The sequence below is a fragment of the Pseudoalteromonas sp. NZS127 genome, assembly GCF_015864805.1.
GTDB classification, from domain to species: Bacteria; Pseudomonadota; Gammaproteobacteria; order Enterobacterales; family Alteromonadaceae; genus Pseudoalteromonas; species Pseudoalteromonas nigrifaciens.
The window spans coordinates 91,019-113,068 of record NZ_JADYWN010000002.1; the positions used below are offsets into that span (position 1 = coordinate 91,019).

Below are 22,050 nucleotides of genomic sequence, written 5' to 3' on the forward strand. Positions count from 1 at the left end.
CATGTTAAAACAAAGACCCACTATTCGCGACCATTCAGCAGAGGCAAACTTATTTGCACGGCGTGCGTTTGTGGGTTTTATTTTTATATTAGCTCTAATTGCTATTTTACTCTCGAATTTATATAAAATTCAGGTAGATGATCATCAAAACTACCAAACTCGCTCCAACGACAACCGTATTAAAGTTATTCCAATTGCGCCTAACCGAGGTTTAATTTACGACCGCAATGGCGTATTACTTGCCGAAAACAAACCCGTTTATAATCTTGAGGTTATTCCTGAAGATGTTGCAGACCTGCCGCTATCGCTTGAACAAGTAAGTAAAATAATAACCATAAGCGAGCAAGAAAAAACCGACTTTTTAGACGATATAAAACATACGCGGCGTTTTAAAAGCCAAGTACTAAAAGCACGTTTAGATGAAACAGAAGTTGCTAAATTTTCAGTAAACCAACATAAATTTCCGGGCTTTAGTATTGAAGCTCGCCTCGCCCGCTATTATCCGTTTGGCGATACCCTTACCCATGCACTGGGCTATGTGGCTAAATTAAACAGAAAAGAGCTAAATAAATTAACTCAAGAAGATCAAGCTACAAATTATCGCGCCACTCACGACATTGGCAAACTCGGCATCGAAAAGTATTACGAAGAACTCTTGCATGGCCAAGTGGGCTCGCAGCATGTTGAAGTTAATAATCGCGGTAGAATAATTCGCACTTTAAGCATGCTCCCCCCGCAACCAGGGAGCGACTTAGTACTCACACTCGATATTGGTTTACAGCAAATTGCCCAACATGCGCTTAAAGATATGCGTGGTGCTATTGTCGTTATGGACGCTAAAGATGGCGGTGTACTTGCGCTTTATTCTAACCCTAGTTACGACCCTAATTTATTTGTGCACGGCATAAGCAGCAAAAACTATAAAGCCTTACTAAACCCAGACCGCCCGTTAATTAATCGTGCAACTCAAGGTCGTTATGCACCTGCCTCTACTGTAAAACCACATATGGCTATTTTAGCCCTAGAAGAGAATATAGTCAGCGAAAGTACTTCTATGTGGGACCCTGGTTTTTTTCAAATTCCAAATGTAGAGCATAAATGGCGCGACTGGAAACGTTGGGGTCATGGTCATGTTGATGTATACAAAGCAATTGAAGAGTCGTGCGATACCTATTTTTACGATGCAGCTTATCGCTTAGGTATTACTAAAATAAGTAACTTTATGTCGCGTTTTGGCTTTGGTGAACTCTCTGGTATTGATATTCATGAAGAAACTACGGCAATACTGCCCTCAAAAGAGTGGAAAGAAAATCGCTTTAAAGAGTCGTGGTGGCGTGGTGACACTATTTCTGTAGGCATAGGCCAAGGCTATTGGACCGCCACTCCAATTCAGATTGCAAATGCGACAAACATTTTAGTAAACCGTGGTATTAACCATCCGCCACATTTAGTGCAAGTCGTTAAAAAAGATAACGACATTATACAAATCAATAATGAAGAAAAGCCCCCTGTAATATTAAAAAACCCTCATCATTGGCAAATTGCTTTAGATGCAATGCACAACACAGTAAAAAAAGTATCGGGTACTGCGCATAAAGCATTTAAAGGGACTAATTATGACTCTGCTGGTAAAACGGGCACAGCACAAATAGTAAGTATTGCTCAAGGCGAACGCTACGATGCTGATGCGTTAAAAGAGCGACAACGCGACAACACTATTTATATTGGTTTTGCACCGTATAACGATCCCAAAATTGTAGTGTCTGTAATATTAGAAAATAACCATGGTGGTGTGCAAATTGCTCGGCAACTTATGGATTACTACTTTGCAGCCAACCCCGTTAATCTTGCAAGGAATAACATCCCATGACCGCTTTGCACGATAAACGCTCAATTTGGATGCGCCTACATATAGACTTACCCTTATTTATTGCGCTGCTAATAATGATGGTCGGTAGTATCACTATTGTGTACAGCGCCAGTGGCCAAGATAACGCCATGATGATCCGCCATATTACGCGTATGGCCGGTGCAATTGTAGCTATGTTCGTATTAGCGCAGCTATCTCCTGCTACTTTAAAGCGCTTAGTTATACCGCTTTATTGCTTAGGGCTATTAATGCTGGTTGGAGTGTTATTATTTGGAGTGAGTTCTAAAGGTGCTCAGCGCTGGCTAGACTTAGGTATCACTCGCTTTCAACCATCTGAATTAATGAAGCTTGCAGTCCCCATGATGGTTGCTTGGTATATAGGACGTAATCACTTACCCCCTCGCCCACTGCATTTAATTATTGGTTTTGTAATTATGATGCTACCGACGCTACTAATTAAAGAGCAGCCCGACTTAGGCACTTCTATATTAATTGCCAGCTCAGGTGTTTTTGTATTGTTTTTATCGGGTTTGAGCTGGCGTTTAATTGGTTTTTTAAGCTCTATAGTAGCACTCGCTGCATGGCCTTTTTGGCACTATGGTATGCACGATTATCAAAAGCAACGAGTACTTACTTTTTTAGATCCTGAAAGCGACCCGCTTGGCTCTGGCTATCATATTATTCAGTCTAAAATTGCGATTGGCTCTGGTGGCATTGAAGGTAAAGGTTGGTTACAGGGTACGCAATCGCAACTTGAGTTTTTACCAGAGCGCCATACTGACTTTATATTTTCGGTGTTAAGTGAGGAATTTGGCTTATTTGGGGTGTGTATTTTACTCAGTTTATATTTATTTATTATTGGCCGCGGTTTATACATTGCCGTTAATGCACAAGATGCCTTTGGCAAGTTATTAGCTGGCTCACTTACACTGACATTTTTTGTTTATGTGTTTGTAAATATAGGCATGGTATCGGGTTTATTACCCGTTGTAGGTGTACCGCTTCCACTAATAAGTTATGGTGGTACGTCTATGGTGACGCTGATGGCCAGTTTTGGCATTATTATGTCTATTGCAACTGATAAAAGGATGCTTTTAAAATAATGCAATTTTATACTCGATTTTTTACTATCAGCTTTGTCCTAATACTTTTAAGTGCTTGTAGTAGCTCAAATAACACCCCAAGCAGTCGCTACAGCATGCGCCATGATGCTGCACCATTACGTGCGCCTACCACATTAGAAATGCAAGACGCTGTAGTGGTTAAAGTTACTAAAAGTGCCAGCGCAAGCCGGCCTTATACCGTATTAGGTAAAAGTTATACGCCTATGCTTGACGAGACTGGTTATGCAGAGGAAGGCATTGCATCGTGGTACGGCCGTAAATTTCATGGTTATCATACTTCAAATGGCGAAATATACGATATGTTTGCCATGACCGCCGCTCATAAAACACTGCCCTTACCTAGCTTTGTAAAAGTAACAAATACCAGTAATAATAAATCTGTCATTGTGCGCGTAAATGACCGTGGCCCATTTCATGAAGATAGAGTGATTGATTTATCCTACGCAGCCGCATACAAACTAGGTTATTACACCCATGGTACAGCCAAGGTTAAGCTTGAAGCAGTTACGCTTGACAATTCGACTGCGCATTTAACCTATATTCAGGTAGCAGCAGGTAGTACACTAGCAAATATTGAAGCACTGGCTAGTCGTTTACGCCTCGATTATAAATTACCCACTAATATCGTGCAAAAAGACGATATTTTCAGGTTGCATTTAGGGCCAATTAAAGACGCCCAGCATGCACAGCAAGTATTAACACAATTAAAACAAAACCAATTTAAAAACGCGTTCTTGCTTTACACTCAGTAAGACTAATACCCAAACTACCCTAAGATGCAGAATTCAGCGTTGTACTGGGACTTAATATCTAGGCGTTACTTTGCTGAAATGGTAATCCCTTTTAAAAAGTAACAACACAGAGAGTAAGCTCCAGTGAAACGCCCTGGAGGTTGGTTTAAAAACGATTTATACTGCGTTATTGATTTGAACAATAGAGTGACTATTATTTGTAATCAATGCCTTGCCTAAATCGTTTTTAATTCCAACGACGCCCGCATCTAGGGGTAGTTTGGGTATGTGAATGGGCTAACGCAAATCTTTAACTTTAACCATTAATGAGTATGATGAAATCTATTAAACATAAAATTCTCAACGGGGTATGCGGCCTAGTTTGTTCTGCCGCCGTATTTTCAGCCACCGCACAAATTATTCCAGCACCTCCTCAAGTTAATGCTAAAGGTTATTTTTTAGTAGACTTTACAACTGGTAAAGTTATTGCCCAAGGTGAAGCTGATACAAAGTTAGCACCTGCTAGTTTAACTAAAATGATGACCAGTTATGTTATAGGCACAGAAGTTAAAGCCGGTAATATTGCACCTACCGACATGGTTACGGTTAGCGAAAAAGCATGGGCTAAAAACTTTCCAGAATCATCTAAAATGTTTATTGAAGTAGGTAAACAAATTAGCGTTGATGACCTAAACCACGGAATAATTATTCAATCAGGTAACGATGCCTGCGTTGCTATGGCAGAGCACATTGCCGGTAGCGAAAGCGCTTTTGCTGATTTAATGAACGCCCACGCTGCAAAATTAGGCATGAGCAACACTCACTTTATTAATAGCCACGGCCTTGATACCGACGCGCACTATACAACACCGCGTGATATGGCAACACTTGGCGGCGCACTTATTCGCGATGTACCCGATGAGTACGCACTTTATAAGAAAAAGTCATTTACTTATAACGGCATTAAACAATACAACCGCAACTCATTATTATGGGATGAAAGCCTAGACGTAGACGGTATTAAAACCGGCCATACATCAGATGCAGGCTACAGCTTAGTAACCTCTGCAACTAAAAACGATATGCGTTTAATTGCCGTTGTTATGGGTACTTCAAGCGAGCGCGCACGTAAAGAAGAAAGCAAAAAGTTACTTAACTATGGCTTTCGCTTTTATGAAACAATTACACCGTACAAAGCAGGCGATAGCTTTGCAGAGCAACGTATTTGGATGGGTAATAAAGAAAATGTTTCTTTAGGTATTTTAGAAGATACCCCTATTACTATTCCACGTGGTCAGCATAAAAATTTAAAAGCGAACTTTAAATTAGATAACACGCTTGAAGCGCCATTAGCTAAAGGCACTAAAGTAGGTACTTTATTTTTACAACTAGAAGGCGAAGATATTGCACAATATCCGCTAGTTACACTTGAAGAAGTGGAAGAAGGTAGCTTCTTTAGTAAAATTTATGACTACTTACGTTTACAGATTATGCAATAGCCGCATAAAACAATATTAACGCCTCTGCTATGAGGCGTTTTTTTTTGCTTGAAAAATGCTAGAATGCGCCCCATATAAGTCAATTATGTTGAGTTGTAACTTTTTTGGCACAGCCAAACAAGCTTAACTCAGATTGCCATTAGCCCAATAGTATTAAGCTTAGGGTTTGCCACTTAGCAAAATTAAGCCAACACTTTTTTGTATGAGGAGTCACTGTCGTGGTTCAACCAGTTAAAGATACTAAATTTGATGAGTATTTAGAGTTCCCTTGCCCGTTTACATTTAAAATAATGGGTTTAGCCAATGTAAACTTAACGGATCAAATTTTAGCTAAGTTACAAGTTATTGCACCTGGCGACTATGCCCCAAAAGTAAAACCAAGTAGCAAAGGTAATTACGAATCAGTTTCGCTTGTTGCAACCGTTACTAGTGGCGCTCATATTGAAGAAATTTATAACGTGATCAGTAATCTAGATGACGTACGCCACATGCTTTAAGCCATAATTGAGATTTGTTGTGAAAGAAAACACCTTAATCGTGCGCCAACTTGGCCGCCAGCGTTACTTGCCAATTTGGCAGAAAATGCAAGACTTCACCGATACCCGCGACGACGATAGCGCGGATGAAATTTGGTTAGTAGAGCACGAAAGTGTATTTACTCAAGGCCAAGCAGGTAAAGACGAGCACTTACTCGCACCCGGCGATATAGAAGTGATTAAAGTTGATCGCGGTGGGCAAGTAACCTACCACGGCCCCGGCCAGCAAATGATGTATGTACTATTTAACTTACGTCGTTTAAAAATTGGTGTACGCGAATTAGTTACTTGGCTAGAGGAGTGTATTATTGAATCCCTCGCCGAGTACGACATTCAAGCATACGCCAAAGCCGATGCGCCCGGTGTTTACGTTAACGACAGTAAAATAGCCTCTTTGGGTTTACGCGTTCGTCGTGGTTGCTCGTTTCATGGCTTAGCATTAAATGTTAACATGGACCTAAGTCCATTTTTACGCATTAACCCATGTGGTTATGCAGGCATGAATATGGTGCAAACTAAAGAATTAAAGGGTCCTCAAAACCTAGAAACAGCAGGTGCAGGACTGGTAAAACACATGATTAAAAAGCTTAATGCAACACAGGTTAAGCATACTGAAGGGTTTGAAAACGAATGAATAAACCAGTCAAGATGGAACCAGGTGTAAAACTACGCGACGCAGCAAAAATGGCGTTGATCCCCGTAAAAGTTTTACCAACAGAAAAAAACGAAATGTTACGCAAGCCAGAGTGGCTAAAAATTCGCTTACCTAAATCAACAGAGCGTATTGAGGGCATTAAACAGGCGATGCGTAAGCATGGGCTGCACTCGGTATGCGAAGAGGCTTCGTGCCCTAACCTATCTGAATGCTTTAACCACGGTACAGCTACCTTTATGATTTTAGGTGCAATTTGTACTCGTCGTTGCCCATTTTGTGATGTTGCCCATGGTCGTCCATTAACACCTGATGCAACTGAGCCTGAAAAACTAGCGCTTACAATTAAAGACATGAAGCTAAGCTATGTGGTTATTACCTCGGTAGATCGTGATGATTTACGTGATGGCGGCGCGCAGCATTTTGCCGATTGTATTCGCGAAATTCGCAAGCACAGCCCAAATATTACTATTGAGATTTTAGTACCCGATTTTCGTGGCCGTATGGACCGCGCACTCGAAATACTAATCGAAACCCCACCAGATGTGTTTAACCATAACCTAGAAACTGCGCCGCGTTTATATAAGCTTGCGCGTCCAGGGGCTGATTACAAATGGTCACTTGAGCTACTGCGTCGCTTTAAAGAAGCGCACCCAGAGATTAAAACTAAGTCTGGTTTAATGGTTGGTTTAGGTGAAGAAATTAGCGAAATAGAAGAAGTACTTCGCGACTTACGTGCCCATAACGTTGATATGCTTACAGTAGGCCAATACTTACAGCCTTCTAAGCACCACTTACCAGTAAAACGTTACGTGCCACCTGCTGAGTTTGATGCACTAAAAGCCTACGCTGATGAAATTGGCTTTACTCATGCAGCCTCTGGCCCATTTGTGCGCTCTAGCTACCATGCTGACCAACAAGCGGCAGGTAAAGAAGTAAAATAAGTCGTTTTTATAAATTAAGCAAGCCGTTAGTGATCAATAGTCATTAACGGCTTTTTTGTTGCAGTTTATTACCCATAAGTAATAAGGATAATTGAATTATTTTAATTTTTAATTGCTTTTCTTCTAAGCTGAAATGAAATATTATCGTTTAACTCGAGCCAACTAAAGTCCTTATTCCAAGCCTGCTTAAAGCTTTCTCCGCCTTGCGAATTATCCAGGATTTCTTTTAAGTCAAATATTTTGGAGAAATTATCTTCGTTTACGTCGTAACTTGACCACCCCCTAACTCCCAAGTCAATATGCCCTAGAAAGCTCGATTTAAACTCGTTAGCTGCGGCCACAAAATCCCCGTTGCCATTTAATTTTTCAGATATAAGACTTTTCTCTTTATCACTAATTGAACCTGTAACTTCTAGCTCACCTAATTGACTGATTGATATACCCCAATCTTTATTCGCTAATGATGGTTGTCCAGCCGCTATTTCAGTCATAATATTGTCATACTGAGTAAACATTTTTTCAACCGAGTTAGAAACTTCACCACCCGGCATATAAAGATTAACAGTAGCTATTCGAATATTATTTAACGCTTTTTCTTCTGCTTCCCTTGTTGATACAACATTATTTGTTATTATTTTCATTGACTTATTATAAGTCGGCTCTGGCTCTTTAGGCTGATCTTTATGATATATATCCTTAGCTAGTCGCTCCATTTCACTATTTAATTGCTCTTTACCATTTGCAGGTTTATTAACTTTTACTTCTGAACCGTTCGATATAAACTGCGATGCTAAATTAGTATCATTTGAATTAACTTTCATATCATTTTCCTTGTTCGTTATTACTAGCTATCGGCAGGTTACTATCTTACTTTAGTTGCTTGTATGGCCAGTGTTGGTAACTTAGGTAAAATAAACTGCCGAATATTTTCCTCCTCTCTAATCATTACTACATATTAATGGCCATACAACTGCGATAATTTAATACCTGGTAATGGTGCCTTAGTACTGACTAAAGTTAGATTTAATGTTGGTAGAACATGGTTAAATATATAATGCGCACGCTGCATATGAAACTCCGAGCTGAACAAAATTGCATGGCTGATATTAGCACTCGCTAAAATAGGTTTAGCCAGTAGAGCATTCTCAAAGGTAAAGCGGCTTAATGGAATATCTAAAAATACAACTGTAGGTATTCCAAGCTCAATAAAATAATTATTTAGTGTATCGTTCATGCGCGCAATCAGTGGTATTAAAATGCACGCCAAAACCTCCTGTGCATAATATTTTAGCCTTGGGATTATGCAAATATGCTTGATATGACTGAGCGCATCGGATTTTCGCTATTACTGATAAACGGCTGTCACTACTGTTGGGCGCACCTAAAACTATAATTACCGCATTCATTTAGTCGTCCTTCACCACAAAACGAAGCTATTAAGTTTAAACTATTTTTACTGATCGCAATTTATCGTTAGGTCAATCGGCTTTTACTTGAGACAATCGCGGTAGTTATTTTTAAAACATGGTTCATTATGAAACTATTAGTTCGCAACTTATCTCGTGCTACTTCTGAGCACGACCTTCGTACTTTATTTGCAGAGCACGGTAAAGTGACTACCTGTAACTTAGTACTTGATAAAGAAACTGGCCAATCTAAAGGTTTTGCCTTTGTTGAAATGCCAAACGACATAGAAGTTAAAGGTGCAATTAAAGCCCTTAACCAAGCAACTGTTGATAAAAGCAAAATCCGCGTTAAATTGGCAGATGCTTAATTAGTTAGCCGCGGCTATTATTGCCCTTAATATTATAAACACAGATGTGTTTTATTATTAGGGCAGTATTAATTTAGCCTACATTTATAACACTGCCACAACTAATTTTTGCTCCTTGCTCCCCCTCCTAAGTTCTAAGTTCTAAGTTCTAAGTTCTAAGTTCTAAGTTCTAAGTTCTAAGTTCTAAGTTCTAAGTTCTAAGTTCAATATTGTGCAACAGCTAAAACTTAAGTCTATAAAATTATATCCTGTATAGACACTTTAAAGTTCGCTGTATATAGTCGAGCTATGTATTACCTACCCTCAGTTATTATGACAATTATAAAAACAACCAGCCTTTTTTTATTTCTAACGCTCATAGGTTGCTCAGAGCAAGCTGCAGACACAACTAAACTTGAGAATTCCCAAGCACTTAGTATTAATAATATTAAGCAGCACATTAAAACACTCGCCTCAGACGAATTTGAAGGTCGTGGCCCCCTTACAGCCGGTGAAGTAAAAACGATTGGTTATTTAACTAAGCAATACCAAGCGTTTGGTTTAAGCGGTGCTTATAACGATAAGTACTTACAACCGGTGAAAATGGCAAAAGTAACTGCTGATCAAAATATGCAATTAACTATTGGTGAGCTCACTTTTAGTGCAGGTAAAGACTTTACTGCCCGTACCGAGCAGCTACAAAGCGTTATTGATGTGCGTAATTCTGACGTGGTATATGTAGGCTATGGTATTAATGCACCAGAATATAACTGGAACGATTATAAAAATCTTGATGTAACAGGCAAAACCGTGGTGGTGTTAGTTAACGATCCTGGCTTTGCAACTCAAGACGACAGCCTGTTTACCGGTAATGCTATGACCTACTACGGTCGTTGGACTTACAAGTACGAAGAAGCGGCTCGTCAAGGTGCTGCTGCCGTTCTTATAGTGCACGAAACTGCACCAGCAGCTTACCCGTGGAGCGTGGTAGAGAGCTCAAATACGGGTACTAAATATACGCTAATTGATGACACCAACAACACCTCAAAACTTCCCGTTATGGGATGGTTACACCTTGAGGCTACCGAGCGCTTATTTAATGCTGCAAACCTTAACTATCAGCAATTAAAACAACAGGCTTTAAATGCTGACTTTAAAGCGCTGCCGCTTAATGTAAAAGCCAACCTGGCTTTTAAAAATGAAGTATCGCATGCAAAATCGCATAACGTAGTAGCACAACTTACCGGTAGCGAACTGCCAGACGAATACGTTGTAATTAGTGCGCATTGGGATCACTTTGGCACTAAACAAACAGATAGCGGGCCTAAAATTTATAATGGTGCGGTAGATAACGCATCAGGTACAGCCGCCACGCTCGAAATTGCCAGAGTAATGAGTAAAATGCATCAACAAACGCCATTTAAACGCTCGATCATTTTTGCCAATTTTACCGCAGAAGAAACTGGCCTAATTGGCTCAGAAGAATTTGCATCTGGTGCGGTGATCCCAACTAAACAAATGGTTGGCTTATTAAATATTGATGGCATGAACGTACTTGACGCTACTGACTATGTTTTACAGTATGGTAAAGGGCTTTCTGAAATGGAAGATTACTTAGCCAAGGCCGCTAAGGCACAAGGTCGAACGGTAAAAATGGATCCTCGCCCGCAAAATGGTTTATTTTTTCGCTCTGATCACTTTTCGCTTTCTAAGCAAGGTGTGCCCAGTTTATTATTTATGAGCCTTGGTGATACCGACCCTGATTACATTACTCATAAGTACCACAAAGAAGCCGATGATTACTCTACCGACTGGTCGCTTGGTGGTGTAGAGCAAGATAGCCAACTGATCATTAATATAGCCACACAGCTGGCTAACAGCAACGATTGGCCAAAGTGGAAAGCAGAGTCTGACTTTAAAACAAAACGTGAGCAAGATAAGCGCTAGCAATTGCGTTTTAAACACACATAAAAAAGCAGCCAATTGGCTGCTTTTTAGTACGTATTATCATTATTTAGTTAGAAATGGGTAGCATTATTGAACTGCTGCAAACTCTTCTTTAGAAAGTTCACCATTACCATCTGCATCTAATTCATCAAATATTTGTGCAAGCTGCGGGTTTGCCTGCGCTTCTGTTTGGCTAATAACGCCGTCGCCATCTGTATCAAATGAGTCGAAGTCTACTGCTGCAAATGCCGCTGAAGATGATGCTAGTGCGATTAGTGCTAATGTCTTATGTAATGTTTTCAATGTGTTATCCTTAAGCTTAAAGCCTGTTTAATAAAAAATAATAAAGTGAAAATCCTTTTCAAAAATCCATATTCTGTAAATTAATGTGCTGAAAATTAATACTCAGCAAATTCTTCTTTAGAAAGCTCACCGTTGCCATCAACGTCAAGCTCTGCAAATTGCTCCATTAACTCAGCAGCAACCGACGCTTCGGCTTGGCTAATTGTGCCACTGCTATCTACATCAAGTGTTTCAAAGTCGGTGCCTGCAAATACTGCAGATGAAGACGCTAATGCCATTAAAACCAGTGTTGATTGTAACTTTTTCATAATTTAATCCTTCAAGTCTATGTAATATAAATGTATTAACTTTCCCGTGAACACTTGAATTTCCTTATTATTCTTTATCAAAGGCTCCCTTGCCTATTTAGGTTGTCTTTGGCAACTCAGAATATTAATTGTGTTGTAGGGCTTGAGGCTTATGCCTTAGAAAATTCTTCTTTAGATAACTCACCATTTTGGTCAGTATCAAGCTCAGTAAATTTACTCATAAGCTCTGCATCTACCGACGCTTCTGCTTGGCTAATTGCACCATTACCATCTACATCGAGTGTGTCAAAATCTGTTGCTGCAAAAGCCGCTGATGAAGAAGCTAAAGCCATTAGTACCAGTGTTGATTTAAATGTTTTCATAATGTAATTCCTTCATTGGGTTATGATTTAAGCTGTTTAACTTTAATCTTGTTTTGCTCAATACAGCTTAGGTATTACAACTTCGGTGCCATGTTTTTAAATCACAATAAAAACAGTTACTTATACTTATTTAAGCCGTTTGAGGGTGTTTTATAATGATTTTTTGTTGCTTTTTAGCAACAGCTGTTTGATGTTAAATAATTAAAGCTTAAAAATCATAAGGTTAACTTTAATAAAAAAGACACAACACAGCGCAAATAAGCCACTACTGGCTGCTTTAAGTTGATTTTGTAATAAACCCACCATGAACAATTTACTTTTTATAAATTATTAAATAAAAAACAAACAATAAGGCATTGAAATTTAATAGCTTTTTATAATTGATTTTATTAATTCAGCATTTATGAAGTGTTTTAAAGTAAATGATACTTTTTGTCGCCATTTGGCGAATGCAGTGCACATTAGGATGTGATTAACAGTGAATTGAAACAAAAAACCGCTACATAATCTTAATGCAGCGGCTTTATTATTTTTACGAGAAGTGGAATTAGTTGTTATTTCCAGCCTTGTAACCAATTTTGTGCGTTTTTTAAATCTCGCCAACTAATTGGGTATTGGCTTTTTGAAATTATTGCCTCAGTAACGCACGCAATCACGTTGCTATCCTCATCGTACTCAACCTCTATAATAATAAAGTGTTTTTCTTTATTGATTGCAGGTACTGCAGTCCACTTACTATTAAGTAGCTTTTTAGGGTTTAGTTTATTCATAAAATTGCAAAGTCCAACCAAGCTGTAAATATGATAAGCCAATACGCGCTAACAATACGTTTAGCTCAACTATTACTGCACTATTAGCTTACCTTTATACATTTGCATTTGGCAGTGAAAGTCGTACTCACCTACTTTAAGCTGGGGTATTTTTAAGGTATTAGCATCGCCCATTACGAGGGTTTTACTTATATCAAGCTGTGGAAATATGACTGTTTCGCTACATGGTGCACTATCTTGGCGATCGAAGTTAAGTGTTAACTCTTTACCTGCAACAACTTTAATTTGCGCCGGCTGGTATATACCGTTATCAACCACTATAACTACCTTATTGTCGTTACTTTGCACTTGCTTTGGCTTAAAAAGCCAAAACCAGTACACAATCGCAATTATGAGTAATGCGCCTAATATATTAATCATCAACATAATTATTACTCCTAAATTAAAGGCTTTGGCTTATGATTTTGCTGGTTTAAAAAAGCGTAATCTATTGGCGTTACTAACAACCGTTAGCGATGATAGTGCCATAGCAGCCCCTGCTACTACTGGGTTAAGCAATAATCCAAAAAATGGATATAACAACCCAGCAGCAATTGGAATACCCGCCACATTATAAATAAAGGCACCAAATAGATTTTGCTTAATATTTAAAATGGTCGCGCTACTTACTGCAATTGCATCTGCAAGGCCGTGTAACGATCCGCGCATTAGGGTTATGTCGCCACTTTCTATGGCTATATCAGTGCCTGTGCCAATCGCAAAGCCAACATCGGCTTGTGCTAGTGCCGGTGCATCGTTAATGCCATCGCCCGTCATACCCACTATTTCGCCCTTTGCTTGGCGTTTTATAACTTCATTTACTTTGTCGTCAGGGAGTACTTCTGCAATAAAGTCCTTTATTCCTACTTTTTTAGCAACTGCTTGCGCTGTTGCTTGGTTATCACCTGTGAGCATGACTAAGTGAATGCCTTTATTTTGCAACCGCTTAATTGCTGCAGCTGAGTCTGCTTTAATAGGATCTGCTACAGCAATAATAGCCTGTAGCTGTTGATTAACTGCAAAATACATTGGGGTTTTTGCTTCACTTGCCAATGTTTGTGCCTGCTCGTACGCATCGTCAATTGCAACATGGTATTTATCCATTAAGGCCTTATTACCAAACAACAGCGTTTGTCCATCAAGTGTCCCTATTACTCCTTTACCCGTAAGTGCATCAAAGTCAGTTACTTTACTCAGCGTTAAGTTTAGCGCTTTAGCATAACTTATTATGGCCTCGGCTAATGGATGCTCTGAACTACTCTCTAGGCTAGCAACGTGCTGCATTACTGTGTTTTCATCGCTGTTATTAAAGGTAATAACATCGGTTACCGTTGGCGATCCTTGGGTAATGGTGCCAGTTTTATCTAAAATCATGGTGGTAATTTTAGAAGTTACTTGTAGTGCCTCACCGTTGCGGATCAGTATTCCCGACTCAGCAGCTTTACCTATGCCCACCATTACCGACATTGGCGTTGCTAAACCAAGCGCACACGGACAAGCAATAATAAGCACTGTAGTGACAGCAACTACCGCATAAGCAATTGCGGGCTCAGGGCCAAAGTTTAACCAGGCAAGCCCAGCAAGTATTGCTATTATCATTACCGTGGGAACAAAAATACCCGAAATAACATCCGCTAAACGACCAATTGACGGCTTTGAGTTTTGTGCCCGCTTTACCATATTAATAATATTGGCGAGTGTTGTTTCGCTGCCTATATGGGTCGCTTTGAATAATAATGTTCCGGTTTTATTAATACTACCAGCGACTACCGTATCGCCTATTTGTTTAGTAACCGGCATAGGTTCACCCGTTAGCATTGATTCGTCAACACTACTACTGCCTTCAAGCACTTCGCCATCTACTGATATTTTTTCGCCCGGGCGCACTCGTACCTGATCACTTTTTACTACGTCGCTAATATCAATATCGCGCTCTTGCCCGTCGCGAATAACACGTGCTGTTTTTGGTTGCAGCCCTATTAAACGCTTTATAGCCTCAGAGGTGCGCCCGCGTGCTTTTACTTCTAATGCTAGGCCTAAGCTTATTAAACCAATGATCATTGCTGAGGCTTCAAAGTACACATGCCTTGCCACCTCTGGTAGTAGGTTAGGGGTAATAACGACTACCATAGAATATAACCAAGCAGTACCGGTTCCCAGCGCTATAAGCGTATCCATATTGGCGGCATGGTTTTTAAATGCTTGCCATGCGCCATTGTAAAATTGCTTACCGGCTACGGCCATCACTGCCAACGTGGCTAAACCCACAATAAACCAAGCTATACGTTGAGTCGTGGTTATTACGTTCATATCGAAAATAAGCCCATAAAGCATTAATGGTGCACCTACGCCTAACGCTAATATCATATTGCGCATTAATTTTTTATAATGCGCGTCATCGGCTTTGGCTTTTTCATCGAGCGCATCTTGCTCTGAGTCATTACTCATGGGCTTTGCTTTATAGCCAATGTTTTCTACCGCTGCAATAAGCGCCGCTTCATCCGCTTGCCCTTCCACTTGTACGGTGCGTTGTGCAAAGTTCATTTCTACTCGCTGTGCACCCGATACTGTTTTTAGCGCTTTTTCTATTTTTGCTACGCAGCTGCCACAATTAGCCCCTTCAATAATAAAGTTTTGTGAGCTGCTGTTAATATTATTACTCATTACGCCTCCGGGTTATTTTCTTCAGTGCTAATGGGGTCAACAAATGACTCTATTAAACTACATATATCAGCGCTAGTTGCGCCATCGGGAGAACTTTGCCACTGCTTAACTGCCGCTTGCATTCGTGTGCGCAGCTTAAGTGTTTCTTGAAAAAGAGCTTCGGTTTCGGCTAAGCGTTTAACTATTAGTTTTCGTGTTAATGGGCATGGGCAGTTTCCTTGCTCCGACTCAGTAATAATGTGCTGAATATCTTTAACAGAAAAGCCCAACTGACGAGCATTGATTATAAACTTTAAACGCTGTTGATCAGTTTTTGTATATTCTTGATAACCGTTACTTACACTACGGACTGGTTTGAGCAACTGCATTCGCGTGTAATGGCGAATAGTGTCGGGTGTAACGCTCATTTTATTGGCAAGTTGTTTAACGTACATAGCTCCTCCGTGATAATTCATAGTTTAAAGCTAAATTCATACCTGTAGTGTAAACCTATGTGTCACACATAGGTCAACTTAAATACTTTAAAAACAACAAAGCCGAATAAATTAACTTTATCCGGCTTTATTGTAGTTAAATATATCTAGGGTAGTTACACGCTAAATGCATTTATAAATAATATTAATCTTCAATATTATCAAGCCCTTTGGTGCCATCTTTTGGTTTGAGCTTATGATGAATGGCTGCTTTAATTAACATATACCCACTAATCGGTGCGGTAATTAATAAAAATATAGTAATAAGTACTTCTTTAACACTCACGCCATGTTCGGTATTTGCAAAGTACACCATAGCGGCAGTTAAAATGTTCGCCATACCTAGGGTAGTTGCTTTAGTTGGGCCATGTAAGCGCATAAAAAAATCAGGCAGTTTAACTAAGCCTATTGAGCCAATTAAAATAAACACGCCACCTAGTAATAATAATATTGATACTATCCATTCACTGATCATTGCTATACCTTATTCGATTATATCGCCGCGAAGTAAATACTTACATAATGCTACTGTGCTTATAAAGCCAAGCATTGCAATTAATAAAGCCGCTTCAAAGTACAACCCCGTGCTCATACTTATACTGTATAAAATAATCAGCGCAATCACGTTTATATACATAGTATCGAGCGCTAAAATACGATCGGGAACCGATGGACCAATTACCAAACGCCATAAATTTAATAGTAGCGCTAATCCAATCATGCTAAATACAATTAATAATACGGTTTCTAACATTGAAATATCTCCTTTAAGGGAGCCTCATAACGCTCTTTTATTTGTTTAATAAGTGCTTGCTCGTCTTTAAGATCAAGTACATGAATAAGCAAATAACGCTGTTTTGGTTGCTCACCTTTATTAAGTGATTCTAAAATAGGATATACCTCAGCGCTCACAGTGCCAGGTGTGAGTGACACGCAGCTTGCCAAAATAGTAATCGGCATTTCATGGGTTAAATCTACGGGTACTTTAACAAATGCTGGGCGCATGTTTTTACTTGGCCCAAGTATTAATACAGCCACTTGTAAGTTAGCCACTATTATATCGTACAGTACAATAAAAACCTGTTTAAAGGCTAATCCGGGCCTTAAAATTAATGGCTGAGGATCGCGAAACGATATAGTAAATAACGGAATAACAATCGCAAATATAGCCGCTAATACCAAGTGCCCTGCAGACACACTATTATTTAATAACAGCCATACTATAAACAAAAATACACTACGAAATGGCGTAGGTAACAATCTAAAACGTGCTTTTAGTCGCATTAAACACCTCCTTTAAGCACGGCATTAATACCACCACTTATGTCGTGTAATTGGGTTGCGGCCTTTATGGTGTACTCACTAATAGCACCACCAAAAACAACTAGCATTACTGAGCAAATAAGTAACCCCACAATAGCAATTACTTGCAATGGATGCGCGTTTGGTGCGTCATTTGGCTCACTACCTGTGTACTTACCTTCCCAAAACAAACTAGTTCCGGCGCGTGCTAGTGCAATAATTAACACTAAACTGGTAATTAAGTAAGCAGGCCAAAATACAAGTGCATTTTCACTATTGAGTGTTGTTTTTAAAATCCAAATTTTGCCTACAAAGCCTGAAAATGGCGGCATGCCTATTACAGTTAATGCTGCAATAATAAATAACGTACCTAATAAAAACGGCTGTTTTACCACTCTACCTGCTACCAATCTGTCGCCAACTTTACCGCGTTGAATAGAAATTATATCGGCGAGTAAAAATAAAGCAGCACATACCAAAGTTGAGTGTACTAAATAATATAGCAAGGCCGCCGTAGCGTTTATGTTTTGTAACGACACTAAAGCCACCAAAGTACCCACCGACACCAGTACTAAATTGGCAGTGATCTTACGTAAATCCTGAGCGGCTAATACCCCTATGGCCCCTACAACTATCGTTGCAATTGCTAAGCCCCATAACCAAGTTTGCGCCATGTGTTCAAGTTCGCCAGCTTGCTCACCAAACATAACGGTATAAACGCGTAGCATGGCGTACACACCTACTTTAGTCATAATCGCAAATAGCGCAGCAACAACTGGGGCCGCACTTGAATAGGTATTTGGTAACCATAAATGCAGTGGCAATAATGCACTTTTTAAAGCAAATACTACTAATAACAATAGTCCACCGGCTTTAGCTAAATAAACATCGTCGCCAGTAAGTAAAGATATTTTTTGCGCCATATCGGCAATATTTAGCGTGCCTAGTACACCGTATAAAATACCTAAACCAATTAAAAACGCACTCGAACCTACTAAGTTTAAAATAACATAGTGCAATGCAGCTTTAGTTTTTTGCTTGCCACCACCGTGCATAAGCAAGGCATAAGAGGCAATAAGCAGCACTTCAAAAAATACAAATACGTTAAATAAATCGCCAGTTAAAAATGCACCATTTACACCTAAAATTAAAAAGTGAATTAGTGGATGAAAAAAACTGCCGTGTTCATCATCGCCTGCACATCCGTACAGCACAACCATTACGCCTAAAAATGAAGTAAGTGTTACCAACAAGCTAGAGAGCATATCTGCAACAAGTACAATACCAAATGGTGCTGACCAGTTACCTATTGCGTATACGTTAATACCTTCGTTGTGTACGGTTATCAGTAATAAAACACTCACTACAAATGTAATAATTGCCATTACGCCTGAAGCCAAACGACGGGCAAATAAGTTTTTACCACACGGTGGTAATAGTAAAATAATAGCTGCTAGCATAGGCAGCAATACAGGAAGCGATGTTAAATGCTGAATCATTTTTTCACCTTGTACTTACTTTTAACAAGGTGACCATCAACATGGTCATTACCTAAATCTGCACGGCCACGTATTGCTAATATAACCACAAAGGCGGTCATTGCAAAACCAATTACAATGGCTGTTAACACTAAAGCTTGCGGCAGTGGATCGGCGTAATCTGCACCTGTACCTAATACAACAGCTTTATTTGTGGTTAGTCGACCCGATGAAAATAAAAACAAGTTAACTGCGTAAGAAATCATAGTTAGACCAAGCACAACTGGAAAAGTACGTGCTCTTAGCAGTAAAAATACACCGCAACTAATTAACACACCCACGCACGACGCGTATAATAACTCCATTAAACATCACCTTCTTTTTGCTCTGCACTTGTGGTCATATCACCTAAGCTTGCTAATATCATCAATGTGGCACCCACTACGGTTAAGTACACACCAAGGTCAAATACAATGGCACTTGCTAACTCTGTTTTACCAATAAATGGAATGTCAAAATAGTCAAACCACGTGGTTAAAAATGGCTTATCAAAAAACCAGCTACCCACACCCGTGAACATAGCAATAGCGATACCCGAGGCAATAATTTTTCGGTAATTAACATCAAAGCGCTCACTGATCCAAGTAGAGCCATGTGCCATATACTGCAAAATAAAGGCAATAGAAGTAACAAGCCCGGCAATGAAGCCGCCGCCCGGTAAATTATGACCACGTAAGAAAATATAAGCCGACACTAACAGTGCAAGCGGGAGTAAGCTTTGCGAAATACTGGCTAATAAAATAGGGTGGCGCTCGCGTGCCCATGAACGGCCATCACTGTCGGTTGCAGGCATAAACAATGGAATTCGCGATAAAAGCTTAAAAATCCCTAGTGCTGCAATACCTAATACAGTAATTTCGCCAAGCGTATCAAAGCCCCTAAAATCAACTAAAATAACGTTAACTACATTGGTACCGCCACCACCGGTTTTGGCATTGGCAATAAAAAAGTCAGAAATAGAATCAAGCGGACGAGTAAGCAAAGCGTAACAAATACTGGCTATAACCACGCCCACTGTCGAGGCAATACTTAAATCACGTAATATACGCAATGAGCTTGATTCTCTTGGGGTGCTTTGCGGTAAGAAAAACAATGCCAACATAAGTAGTATTATTGTTGCCACTTCTACCGTTAATTGCGTTAAGGCTAAGTCTGGTGCCGAAAAGCGGGTAAACACCACAGCTACCATTAATCCCACAATAGATACCATTAACAAAGCGACCATACGCGATCTATGGCTTATCACTGTGGCAATGGCGCCTACAATTAACAAGCTAGCACCTATGCCGTTGTGTAAATCAACCGGTGTATTTGGCACACTTCCCGCTAATTTTTGCATTTCGAATAACGGCCAACCAGCAGCTAATAAAATAACGCCCAACATAATAAATACATAGCGTTGCAGTGAGCCATTTTCTGTTTTGTTTATTTTATCTTGGCTCCAATCAATAACGCATTGTACTAAATGATCAAACATTTTTTTAGCGTTTAGCGGCGGTAAAGACGCTTGAAATTGAAACAGGTGTTTACGGTTAACATAAATAAATAAGCCGCCAGCAACTGCCATGGCACTCATTAATAACGGTAAATTAAAGCCATGCCAAATGCTCAGCTGATACTCTGGCATTGCTTTGCCCAGTACTGCTAATGAGGCTGCCGATAAAATACCATCAACTACAAAGTGCGGAAACATGCCAACAAGTAAACACAACACCACTAATATTTCGATGGGTACGCGCATATAACGAGGCGGCTCGTGTGGCGTACGCGGTAAATCTATTGGGTCGCCATTAAAAAATACATCGTGGATAAAGCGCGCCGAATAAGCCACGGCAAATGCCCCCGCAATGGTTGCTAAAACCGGGATTAACCACGACATAGAGCCAAGTACTTGCTGATGCAGTGTTTCGGCAAAAAACATTTCTTTTGAAATAAAGCCATTAAGCAAAGGGACACCCGCCATTGCTGCAGCGGCAACCATAGCAAGCGTTGCTGTGTAGGGCATAAAGCGCCACATACCATTGAGTTTACGCATATCGCGCGTACCTGTTTCATGGTCAATAATACCAGTGGCCATAAACAGTGACGCTTTAAAGGTGGCGTGATTAATAATATGAAAAATAGCGGCAACAGTCGCAAGTTCGGTATCTAGGCCTAGCAATAGCGTAATTAAACCTAAATGACTTATCGTTGAATACGCTAATAAACCTTTTAAATCATGCTTAAATAAAGCCACGTATGCGCCAAATAACAAAGTAATTAAACCTGTTAAGGCAACTAATATAAACCACATTTCGGTGCCCGCTAAGGCCGGATAAAAACGCGCTAACAAAAAGATACCCGCTTTAACCATGGTCGCCGAATGTAAATAGGCGCTCACAGGTGTTGGCGCTGCCATGGCATGAGGTAGCCAAAAATGAAACGGAAATTGGGCCGATTTAGTAAATGCACCTAATAACACTAAAACCAGTGCAAGCTCATATAGATCGTGCGATTGAATAATTGCTCTGCTGGCTAAAATTATATCTAGGTTATAACTGCCAACAATGTCGCCAATTATCAGTAACCCACCAAGCAGCGCTAAACCACCGGCTCCGGTAACTGTAAGCGCCATACGTGCGCCCTTGCGCGCCTCTGACTTATGCCACCAATAACTAATTAATAAAAACGAACTTATACTGGTTAATTCCCAAAACACCCATAGCTGAATAACATTATTAGACATAACAATGCCAAGCATTGCGGTCATAAATAACATTAAGTAGCTATATAGCTTTGCCATTGAGTCGTTATTACTTAAATAATAACGAGAATATAAAATAACCAATAAGCCTATGCCCAAAATCATAAATATAAACAGTAAACTTAGACCGTCTAAGCGCAGGGAGAAATCGAGCCCTAAACTTGGGATCCAAGCAGCACTAAAACGAATAGTTTCACCGGCAAGTACCGCAGGCGCATGATATAGAGTTATGCAAAGTGCGATTAATGGTGCAAGCATAGTTAAGCTTGTCGCTTGGTTTCGCGTTAGTTTGCCTGTAAATGCAGAAATAACACTGCCAATTAAGGATAGCAGGGGTATCCAGAGCAAAGTCATAGTAAAGGACCTTTTAAAATCATAAATTTATCAATACGCTATTCGTTATAGTTAATTACCAAAGTGACTTGGGCATTAGCTTTTGTGGTCTGCTTTTTTAACAGCATTAATACGTATAGTTATACTGATAAACGCCGT

Annotated in this window: 24 protein-coding genes; 9 read left to right on the forward strand and 15 right to left on the reverse strand. The window is 39.8% G+C overall.

From position 1 onward, the window contains the following. Position 1: 1 nt before the first annotated feature. From mrdA to lipA, 7 genes are all read left to right on the forward strand, one after another. The gene (gene mrdA / locus I6E78_RS02295) at positions 2-1,870 is read left to right on the forward strand and encodes a penicillin-binding protein 2 (protein WP_011327714.1); all 1,869 of its coding nucleotides are present in this window, start codon (positions 2-4) and stop codon (positions 1,868-1,870) included. Next, the gene (gene rodA / locus I6E78_RS02300) at positions 1,867-2,973 is read left to right on the forward strand and encodes a rod shape-determining protein RodA (RefSeq protein WP_089367968.1); all 1,107 of its coding nucleotides are present in this window, start codon (positions 1,867-1,869) and stop codon (positions 2,971-2,973) included. Before mrdA ends, rodA begins: the two co-directional genes overlap by 4 nt. After that, on the forward strand, positions 2,973-3,746 hold the full coding sequence (locus tag I6E78_RS02305) for a septal ring lytic transglycosylase RlpA family protein (RefSeq protein ID WP_041454376.1): 774 nt from the start codon (positions 2,973-2,975) through the stop codon (positions 3,744-3,746). Before rodA ends, I6E78_RS02305 begins: the two co-directional genes overlap by 1 nt. 314 nt (positions 3,747-4,060) lie before the next feature. Next, on the forward strand, positions 4,061-5,224 hold the full coding sequence (locus tag I6E78_RS02310; RefSeq protein ID WP_011327711.1) for a serine hydrolase: 1,164 nt from the start codon (positions 4,061-4,063) through the stop codon (positions 5,222-5,224). A gap of 218 nt (positions 5,225-5,442) precedes the next feature. Continuing rightward, the gene (gene ybeD, locus I6E78_RS02315) at positions 5,443-5,721 is read left to right on the forward strand and encodes a DUF493 family protein YbeD (protein ID WP_011327710.1); all 279 of its coding nucleotides are present in this window, start codon (positions 5,443-5,445) and stop codon (positions 5,719-5,721) included. A 19-nt stretch (positions 5,722-5,740) separates the two neighbouring features. Further along, a complete protein-coding gene (gene lipB, locus I6E78_RS02320; RefSeq protein ID WP_011327709.1) occupies positions 5,741-6,394 on the forward strand; it encodes a lipoyl(octanoyl) transferase LipB in 654 nt (217 codons plus the stop codon). Then, a complete protein-coding gene (gene lipA, locus I6E78_RS02325) occupies positions 6,391-7,356 on the forward strand; it encodes a lipoyl synthase (protein WP_011327708.1) in 966 nt (321 codons plus the stop codon). The genes lipB and lipA overlap by 4 nt, the downstream gene beginning before the upstream one ends. 101 nt (positions 7,357-7,457) lie before the next feature. Here lipA and I6E78_RS02330 read toward each other — a convergent pair whose 3' ends face one another. Then, positions 7,458-8,177 (reverse strand): hypothetical protein, encoded by a 720-nt coding sequence (locus tag I6E78_RS02330; protein WP_086998357.1) that lies wholly within the window; start codon positions 8,175-8,177, stop codon positions 7,458-7,460. 134 nt (positions 8,178-8,311) lie between these two features. Continuing rightward, the gene (locus I6E78_RS02335; RefSeq protein ID WP_089367965.1) at positions 8,312-8,590 is read right to left on the reverse strand and encodes a YdcF family protein; all 279 of its coding nucleotides are present in this window, start codon (positions 8,588-8,590) and stop codon (positions 8,312-8,314) included. Positions 8,591-8,890: 300 nt separating this feature from the next. Between I6E78_RS02335 and I6E78_RS02340 the strand changes: the two genes are divergently transcribed. Then, entirely contained in the window at positions 8,891-9,130 is a 240-nt protein-coding gene (locus I6E78_RS02340; RefSeq protein ID WP_011327707.1) for an RNA recognition motif domain-containing protein, read from the forward strand. A gap of 312 nt (positions 9,131-9,442) precedes the next feature. Next, positions 9,443-11,056, forward strand: a complete 1,614-nt coding sequence (locus I6E78_RS02345) for a M28 family metallopeptidase (protein WP_197181868.1) — start codon at positions 9,443-9,445, stop codon at positions 11,054-11,056. Positions 11,057-11,143: 87 nt separating this feature from the next. Here the strand turns inward: I6E78_RS02345 and I6E78_RS02350 are convergent, their stop codons facing one another. The 13 genes from I6E78_RS02350 to I6E78_RS02410 form a co-directional block, all read right to left on the reverse strand. Further along, positions 11,144-11,359: an EF-hand domain-containing protein gene (locus I6E78_RS02350; protein ID WP_011327705.1), complete on the reverse strand. Its 216-nt coding sequence runs from the start codon at positions 11,357-11,359 to the stop codon at positions 11,144-11,146. A 95-nt stretch (positions 11,360-11,454) separates the two neighbouring features. Next, a complete protein-coding gene (locus I6E78_RS02355) occupies positions 11,455-11,667 on the reverse strand; it encodes a calmodulin (protein ID WP_011327704.1) in 213 nt (70 codons plus the stop codon). 149 nt (positions 11,668-11,816) lie between these two features. Then, complete coding sequence (locus tag I6E78_RS02360; protein WP_011327703.1) at positions 11,817-12,029, reverse strand: EF-hand domain-containing protein; 213 nt, start codon at positions 12,027-12,029, stop codon at positions 11,817-11,819. A 554-nt stretch (positions 12,030-12,583) separates the two neighbouring features. After that, positions 12,584-12,799 (reverse strand): TIGR02450 family Trp-rich protein, encoded by a 216-nt coding sequence (locus I6E78_RS02365; RefSeq protein WP_011327702.1) that lies wholly within the window; start codon positions 12,797-12,799, stop codon positions 12,584-12,586. 72 nt (positions 12,800-12,871) lie between these two features. After that, entirely contained in the window at positions 12,872-13,225 is a 354-nt protein-coding gene (locus I6E78_RS02370) for a cupredoxin domain-containing protein (RefSeq protein WP_197181869.1), read from the reverse strand. 30 nt (positions 13,226-13,255) lie between these two features. After that, the gene (locus I6E78_RS02375; RefSeq protein WP_086998339.1) at positions 13,256-15,502 is read right to left on the reverse strand and encodes a heavy metal translocating P-type ATPase; all 2,247 of its coding nucleotides are present in this window, start codon (positions 15,500-15,502) and stop codon (positions 13,256-13,258) included. Beyond that, positions 15,502-15,936 (reverse strand): MerR family transcriptional regulator, encoded by a 435-nt coding sequence (locus I6E78_RS02380; RefSeq protein WP_179808057.1) that lies wholly within the window; start codon positions 15,934-15,936, stop codon positions 15,502-15,504. Before I6E78_RS02380 ends, I6E78_RS02375 begins: the two co-directional genes overlap by 1 nt. A gap of 184 nt (positions 15,937-16,120) precedes the next feature. Further along, on the reverse strand, positions 16,121-16,450 hold the full coding sequence (locus I6E78_RS02385) for a Na+/H+ antiporter subunit G (protein WP_011327698.1): 330 nt from the start codon (positions 16,448-16,450) through the stop codon (positions 16,121-16,123). A 9-nt stretch (positions 16,451-16,459) separates the two neighbouring features. Further along, a complete protein-coding gene (locus I6E78_RS02390; RefSeq protein ID WP_011327697.1) occupies positions 16,460-16,729 on the reverse strand; it encodes a K+/H+ antiporter subunit F in 270 nt (89 codons plus the stop codon). Continuing rightward, entirely contained in the window at positions 16,723-17,259 is a 537-nt protein-coding gene (locus I6E78_RS02395) for a Na+/H+ antiporter subunit E (RefSeq protein WP_011327696.1), read from the reverse strand. The genes I6E78_RS02390 and I6E78_RS02395 overlap by 7 nt, the downstream gene beginning before the upstream one ends. After that, positions 17,259-18,776, reverse strand: a complete 1,518-nt coding sequence (locus I6E78_RS02400; RefSeq protein ID WP_011327695.1) for a monovalent cation/H+ antiporter subunit D — start codon at positions 18,774-18,776, stop codon at positions 17,259-17,261. Before I6E78_RS02400 ends, I6E78_RS02395 begins: the two co-directional genes overlap by 1 nt. Further along, entirely contained in the window at positions 18,773-19,120 is a 348-nt protein-coding gene (locus tag I6E78_RS02405; RefSeq protein WP_011327694.1) for a Na+/H+ antiporter subunit C, read from the reverse strand. Before I6E78_RS02405 ends, I6E78_RS02400 begins: the two co-directional genes overlap by 4 nt. Next, entirely contained in the window at positions 19,120-21,912 is a 2,793-nt protein-coding gene (locus tag I6E78_RS02410) for a monovalent cation/H+ antiporter subunit A (RefSeq protein WP_011327693.1), read from the reverse strand. Before I6E78_RS02410 ends, I6E78_RS02405 begins: the two co-directional genes overlap by 1 nt. Between the last annotated feature and the right edge of the window lie 138 nt (positions 21,913-22,050).

Excerpts from the sequence above, each read along its gene's own strand:
- mrdA (WP_011327714.1), top strand. The coding sequence starts at position 2 with ATGTTAAAACAAAGACCCACTATTCGCGACCATTCAGCAGAGGCAAAC.
- rodA (WP_089367968.1), top strand. The coding sequence starts at position 1,867 with ATGACCGCTTTGCACGATAAACGCTCAATTTGGATGCGCCTACATATA.
- I6E78_RS02305 (WP_041454376.1), top strand. The coding sequence starts at position 2,973 with ATGCAATTTTATACTCGATTTTTTACTATCAGCTTTGTCCTAATACTT.
- I6E78_RS02310 (WP_011327711.1), top strand. The coding sequence starts at position 4,061 with ATGAAATCTATTAAACATAAAATTCTCAACGGGGTATGCGGCCTAGTT.
- lipA (WP_011327708.1), top strand. The coding sequence starts at position 6,391 with ATGAATAAACCAGTCAAGATGGAACCAGGTGTAAAACTACGCGACGCA.
- I6E78_RS02330 (WP_086998357.1), bottom strand. The coding sequence starts at position 8,177 with ATGAAAGTTAATTCAAATGATACTAATTTAGCATCGCAGTTTATATCG.
- I6E78_RS02335 (WP_089367965.1), bottom strand. The coding sequence starts at position 8,590 with ATGAACGATACACTAAATAATTATTTTATTGAGCTTGGAATACCTACA.
- I6E78_RS02340 (WP_011327707.1), top strand. The coding sequence starts at position 8,891 with ATGAAACTATTAGTTCGCAACTTATCTCGTGCTACTTCTGAGCACGAC.
- I6E78_RS02345 (WP_197181868.1), top strand. The coding sequence starts at position 9,443 with ATGACAATTATAAAAACAACCAGCCTTTTTTTATTTCTAACGCTCATA.
- I6E78_RS02355 (WP_011327704.1), bottom strand. The coding sequence starts at position 11,667 with ATGAAAAAGTTACAATCAACACTGGTTTTAATGGCATTAGCGTCTTCA.
- I6E78_RS02360 (WP_011327703.1), bottom strand. The coding sequence starts at position 12,029 with ATGAAAACATTTAAATCAACACTGGTACTAATGGCTTTAGCTTCTTCA.
- I6E78_RS02365 (WP_011327702.1), bottom strand. The coding sequence starts at position 12,799 with ATGAATAAACTAAACCCTAAAAAGCTACTTAATAGTAAGTGGACTGCA.
- I6E78_RS02370 (WP_197181869.1), bottom strand. The coding sequence starts at position 13,225 with ATGTTGATGATTAATATATTAGGCGCATTACTCATAATTGCGATTGTG.
- I6E78_RS02375 (WP_086998339.1), bottom strand. The coding sequence starts at position 15,502 with ATGAGTAATAATATTAACAGCAGCTCACAAAACTTTATTATTGAAGGG.
- I6E78_RS02380 (WP_179808057.1), bottom strand. The coding sequence starts at position 15,936 with ATGTACGTTAAACAACTTGCCAATAAAATGAGCGTTACACCCGACACT.
- I6E78_RS02385 (WP_011327698.1), bottom strand. The coding sequence starts at position 16,450 with ATGATCAGTGAATGGATAGTATCAATATTATTATTACTAGGTGGCGTG.
- I6E78_RS02390 (WP_011327697.1), bottom strand. The coding sequence starts at position 16,729 with ATGTTAGAAACCGTATTATTAATTGTATTTAGCATGATTGGATTAGCG.
- I6E78_RS02395 (WP_011327696.1), bottom strand. The coding sequence starts at position 17,259 with ATGCGACTAAAAGCACGTTTTAGATTGTTACCTACGCCATTTCGTAGT.
- I6E78_RS02400 (WP_011327695.1), bottom strand. The coding sequence starts at position 18,776 with ATGATTCAGCATTTAACATCGCTTCCTGTATTGCTGCCTATGCTAGCA.
- I6E78_RS02405 (WP_011327694.1), bottom strand. The coding sequence starts at position 19,120 with ATGGAGTTATTATACGCGTCGTGCGTGGGTGTGTTAATTAGTTGCGGT.
- I6E78_RS02410 (WP_011327693.1), bottom strand. The coding sequence starts at position 21,912 with ATGACTTTGCTCTGGATACCCCTGCTATCCTTAATTGGCAGTGTTATT.